The sequence below is a fragment of the Sulfuricurvum sp. genome (genome assembly GCF_049305995.1).
GTDB lineage: Bacteria > Campylobacterota > Campylobacteria > Campylobacterales > Sulfurimonadaceae > Sulfuricurvum.
The window spans coordinates 1-5,631 of sequence record NZ_JBAQPS010000338.1 but is presented as its reverse complement, the minus strand read 5'-3'; the positions used below and the strand labels follow the sequence as shown (position 1 = coordinate 5,631).

Annotated in this window: 6 protein-coding genes; 1 reads left to right on the top strand and 5 read right to left on the bottom strand. The window is 42.1% G+C overall.

Annotated features, from left to right (window positions below):
• The coding region (locus tag WA010_RS11510) for a restriction endonuclease (RefSeq protein WP_422557256.1) at positions 1-691 on the top strand (691 nt) is incomplete at its 5' end.
• A gap of 41 nt (positions 692-732) precedes the next feature.
• On the opposite strand, the gene WA010_RS11505 is transcribed toward WA010_RS11510, so the two are convergent.
• The 5 genes from WA010_RS11505 to WA010_RS11485 all read right to left on the bottom strand — a co-directional run.
• Positions 733-1,500, bottom strand: coding sequence for a carbonic anhydrase (locus tag WA010_RS11505; protein WP_422557255.1), 768 nt, complete (start codon positions 1,498-1,500; stop codon positions 733-735).
• Between the two features lie 40 nt (positions 1,501-1,540).
• A complete protein-coding gene (gene mtgA, locus WA010_RS11500; protein ID WP_422557254.1) occupies positions 1,541-2,410 on the bottom strand; it encodes a monofunctional biosynthetic peptidoglycan transglycosylase in 870 nt (289 codons plus the stop codon).
• Positions 2,410-3,030, bottom strand: coding sequence for a trimeric intracellular cation channel family protein (locus WA010_RS11495; RefSeq protein ID WP_422557253.1), 621 nt, complete (start codon positions 3,028-3,030; stop codon positions 2,410-2,412). Before WA010_RS11495 ends, mtgA begins: the two co-directional genes overlap by 1 nt.
• Positions 3,023-3,559 carry a gamma carbonic anhydrase family protein gene (locus WA010_RS11490; RefSeq protein WP_422557252.1) on the bottom strand — a complete coding sequence of 179 codons (537 nt, stop codon included), beginning with the start codon at positions 3,557-3,559 and terminating at the stop codon, positions 3,023-3,025. Before WA010_RS11490 ends, WA010_RS11495 begins: the two co-directional genes overlap by 8 nt.
• On the bottom strand, positions 3,559-5,631 hold a 2,073-nt coding region (locus WA010_RS11485), incomplete at its 5' end, for an RNA degradosome polyphosphate kinase (RefSeq protein ID WP_422557251.1). The genes WA010_RS11485 and WA010_RS11490, both read right to left, overlap by 1 nt.

Genomic DNA, 5,631 nt, shown 5'->3' with positions numbered 1-5,631 from the left:
AGTGAGAGGAGTTTATAAAATAACACAACGTGGTTTGCAAGTGATTTCAGAAAATCCATCTGAAATAAATATTAGCTATTTGAAAAAATTTGATGAGATTGTGAAATTTTTGAATTTAGATAAAAGTAGTCCATCTGTACAACAACCAAAAAATGCACAAGCAACATTCGAATTTGAAACACCGGAAGAGACTTTAGATAAATTGCATTCAAAACTAAATAATAGTTTAGCATCAGAACTATTGGAAACTATAAAAACATGCTCTCCATCATTTTTTGAGCATTTGGTAGTGGATTTATTGTCTACTATGGGGTATGGACGATCTATTGGAGAAAGTAAAGTTGTTGGTAAAAGTGGTGATGGTGGTATTGATGGAATCATAAATGAGGACAAGTTAGGACTTGAATCAGTGTATATACAGGCAAAAAGATGGCAAGGCACTGTCGGTGATATTGAAATCAGAAATTTTATAGGTTCATTGCAATTAAAAGGTGCGCGCAAAGGAGTTTTTATTACTACATCCGACTTTACTACACAAGCAAAAAATAGTGCAGCCATGATTACGGGAATAAAAATTGTCCTTATTGATGGACTGACTTTAGCTGATTTAATGATTGAATATAATGTAGGTGTCTCTGTAAAAACAGTGTATGAAATTAAGAGAATTGATAGTGATTATTTCGAAGAATAAGAATATGCCTGAAAGGGGGCAAACCCCCCATGCAAAATTTTTTAGACGTGTACAGGCTTAAAGAGTGATTTCATCAATGGAAACTGCATAATTTTTTCAGGGTTGGTTTCCCCATTGATATTGATCACTTTGAGACGTCCATAACCGTTGTTATAATCATTGGCAAGGTCATAAACGATCCCAACGATCGTGAGTTTACCGCTTTCGACTTCGGACTTAAACTCTTTTTGTGCGTACATGATTTGCTGATGGACGTTGCTTTGGACAGCCGCGAGCCATTTAGCCTCTTCGGTACCCATCAGAGAAGTTTTACGAATTGCCAAAGAGATAGAGTCGAGTTCTTTGATAATATTGGATTCAATGCCTGAATAATCGCTCATTGCCGCTTTGACTGCACCGCAACGTGAGTGTCCTACCACAAGAAGCAAGGGTGTGTTGAGATGACGAATACCGTATTCGACACTTCCCATATTGGAACTAAACTGATTTCCGATATTGCGAATGATAAAGAGATCGTTTTCAGCGGAGGCATCGAGGACATCACTTTGAAAACGGGAATCGGAACATCCGATGACGGTGGCTCTCGGGTGTTGAGAATCTTTGAAGTGTTGGAAAAAAGAAGAGCCTTTTTTATTGACGTAATAATCGTTTTGAGAGATCACTTCGGCAAATATTTTCTTTGCCATCTCTTGAAGTTCACCGGTTGCAGGGGCCGCGTGGTGTGCATCGGAAGCCAAGAGGGTATTGGGAGCTAAAACAGCACCTCCGGAGGCGAGGGCAAAGAATTTAAGAAACGTCCGTTTATTCATAGGTGAATCCTCATTTTTAATGGAACAGTGTACCATAAAATTAAAAAGTGAGCGAACTATTGACCTCTAGGCTCTCTTCGTGAATTTCAGAAGGCTCGGATGGCTCATTCGCCGATGGAGTATCCGGAGTGCTCTCATTGAAAAGCTCACTGATACTCTCATTACTCTCAGAAATCACCCTCTCCTCTTGTTTTGGCGGAGCCATGACCTCTTTAAAATCAGGTATGACAATCCCTCTGCGCTTCATGATTTTATAGATGATACGAGCACGGTTTTTGACGTATTTTTGGGTTCCGATCGGATTGTATTTGATCGGATTAGGAAGAACCGCCGCCAAACGCGCTGCTTCACGTCCGGTTAGATTTTTCGCACTTTTATGATAGTAGTGACGAGCTGCCGCTTCGATTCCGAATATCCCGTCCCCCCATTCGGCAACATTGAGATAAATTTCTAAAATACGGCGTTTGGAGAGAGTACTTTCAATACGCCAAGTAATGATCGCCTCTTTGACTTTGCGTACCGGATTTTTGCTTGGAGAGAGATAGAGGTTTTTAGAGAGCTGTTGGCTGATGGTACTGCCTCCCGCAACAACCCCTTTTTTTAGACTTCGCTCGATCGCATTTTCCATCCCTTTGACATCGAAGCCGTCATGATTCCAAAAACCGTCATCTTCAGCAATCAGAACCGCTTTGACGATATTCGGAGATATTTTTGCCATCGGCACCCATTTGTGGCTGATCTCTTGATTACGGTTTTGTTCCGCCCATTCTTCTTGACGGTATTCCATAAAAGCGGTAGGAACTGGGTTTAATTCTTTGAGTTCCGAGATATCCGGATGAAGAAAAAAACGTCCGATATCGATGATTCCCCCAATGATGAGGGCTAAAAAAATGATTTTAAAGGTACGCACTATGAATCCATATTGAGTTTAGGCAAATGCCATTGTTTTGTGACAGCGAGTAGGCGTAAAAAGATGGCAAATGCCGCAACCCCTGCGACTCCCCATGTGTTGATCATATCCATTTGAGCTAACAGTAAAAGCAAAATTGAGACGATAATAGCTATGGAACCGTAAAAATCGCTGATGAGAACGGAGGGAACTTGATTTATCATGGTGTCACGCAATACTCCTCCACCGACAGCGGTGAGGAAGCTGAGGATCATTACGCCGAAAAAGTTAAATTCCACTTCGATCGCGAGTAAGGCTCCGGTGATACTAAACGCTACGAGACCGATCGTATCGGAGATGACAAAGAGCCATTGGCGTTCGAGTTGTTCACGTCGGTAGAGGCGAAAAGCAAAGGCAAAGAGGATCGTAGCAATGACGGTGATAGCAGGGTAGTATTCGTTAAAAGCAAACGGAGTACGCCCCAGTAAAACATCACGGACGACACCTCCGCCCAAAGCGGTGAGGGATGCGGAGATGATAAGCCCCAATAAATCGAGATTATTCCGCACTCCGACGAGAAAGCCGCTCAGGGCAAAAGCAAAAATACCGAGAATATCGGCGGCGATGACGAGATCAAACATTGGGTACGCGATAGTTTTCTTTGAAACTTACATAGCGCTTTGCCGAAGCATAGAGTTCGGCTACCTCTTCATCGGTCAGCTCACGCACCACTTTTGCAGGGCTTCCCATGATGAGCGAGCGGGGAGGAAAAATTTTATTTTTGGTGACCAATGCTCCGGCTCCCACAATCGACTCTTTGCCGATTACTGCACCATCGAGGATAGTGGCAGACATACCGATGAGACACGCATCTTCGATGGTACATCCATGCAGCATAACACGATGTCCTACCGTAACGTCGTTACCAATGATGGTAGGATAGCCATCAGACATATCGTCGCGTTTATGATGGGTGATATGAACCATGCTCAAATCTTGAATGCTGGTGCGATCTCCGATTTTGATGAAGTGAACATCGCCGCGCACGACACTTCCAAACCAAATGCTCACATCTTCCCCAAGTTCTACCCGTCCGATAACATCGGCAGATGGAGCGATCCATGTTCGCTCACCGATGGTGGGAGTATAGTGTAAGTAATTATAGATCATTAGCTCTCTTTAAATAACCGATTCGTTAATTGTTGCACGTAATTCGGTGTTTGTTTTTTGACCGAATTATACACTTTGTTGGTTTCGGTTTCAACAATGGCATGTGAGTTAATTATCGCAGAACCCATAGGTATAACTTTAGTGTAGGTTCCATTGTTTTGGAGTTCATAGGCTAAATCGTTATCTGATATCTGTAATTGTAAAATTTGGAGAAGTTTTGCGGAGGCATCTTCGCCTGAGATAGGAGTTAGTAGCTCAATACGGCGTAAAAGATTTCTTGGCATCCAGTCGGCACTGGCAATATAAGTTTGTGGAGATGAATGTTTAAAATAAAAAATTCGGGCGTGTTCGAGATATTTACCAATGATAGAGGTGACACGAATATTTTCACTGACACCTTCCACTCCCGGACGTAAACAGCAAACACCTCGGATAATGAGTTCAATTTTTACCCCGGCTTGCGATGCTTTGTAGAGGGCACGAATAATATCTTCATCTACCAAAGCATTCATTTTGGCAATGATCATCCCATTATTTTCCATACGTGTCTCATTATGGATGAGTGAGAGAAGTTTCGGTTTGATTTGAGTTGGTGCCATATAAAGCTCACTCAATTTCCCTTTTTTACTAAAACCGGTTAAAAAATGGAAAAACCGAGTCATATCATAGGTAATTTCATCATTGCTCGTCATATAGCTGATATCGGTATAGATTGTTGCGGTGGATGGGTTATAGTTTCCGGTACCGATATGGGCATATTGTTTGAGTTTTCCATTGACTCGACGAGTCACGAGTGCCGCTTTTGCATGAACTTTGAGACCGCTAATTCCATAAATCACATGTGCGCCGGCATTTTCCAGTGCTTTTGCCCAGATAAGATTATTTTCTTCATCAAAACGGGCTTTGAGTTCTACCATGACGGTGACTTGTTTACCTGATTCAGCTGCAGCGATGAGGGATTGAACGATGAGCGATTTGGACCCGGAGCGATAGAGTGTCATTCGAATTGAGACGACATCGGGATCTTTTGCCGCCGTTTGGATCAGACGAACTACCGGTTCAAAACTTTCAAACGGATGAAATAAAATTAAGTCTTGTTTATCGAGAATACCGTATAAACTCTCATCCGAATCAAGTGGAGGGAGATTACGAGGTTTAAAATTTGGGCTCGTGAGGTGAGCAAAATTTTTGTTTCCCACCACTTGCCAAAGAGCACCAAGATTGAGATAAGTGGTGAAACGGTAGATATCATCTTTAAAAACATTAGCATGGCGGTTAAAGAAGTTAAGGAGATCATCATCCGCATGGTTACTCAGCTCTAGACGTACAATTTCCCCTTTTTTACGGAGTTTTAGCCCCTCTTCGAGGATCTCCATGAAATCATCCGCTTCTTCTTCTTCGATCGCGATATCGGCATTACGGGTAATACGAAACGCGGAGAATTTAATTAGTTCATATCCTGGGAAAAGATCGCCGATATGTTCGGCAACGATGCTTCCAATCGGGATATAAATACGGTTGTCAATATCGACAAATCGGGGAAGAACACGGGGTATTCGGATAATACCGTATCGTTCTATATTATTATCGTCTTTATCGCGAAGTTTGACGATTTGCCCAAAACTGAGATTATTAAGATGAGGGAATGGATGTGTCGCATCGACAGCAATTGGAACAACAACGGGATAAATATTTTCATGAAAATAGCGATCAAGGATTTTGTGCTGATCAGGAGTTGTTTCTTGATAGGATTTAAAAAACATTCCTTCTTTTTCGAGATGGTGCATAATGTCGAGTAAACAGTGCTCCACCACTTTTTGCTCGTCGTGCAAGTATGCACGAATTTCACGTAGTTGATGAAGCGGAGTAAAACGATCTCCACCGGATACATTGACACCCGCGCTAAAAAGTTTTTTGAGCCCTGCGATACGGATCATATAAAATTCATCGAGATTGGTCCCGTAGATGGCTAAAAATTTGAGTCTTTCCAAAAGAGGGAGCGATTCATTGAGTGCTTGTTTTAAAACACGAGTGTTAAATTGGAGCCATGATAGCTCGCGGTTGATATAAAG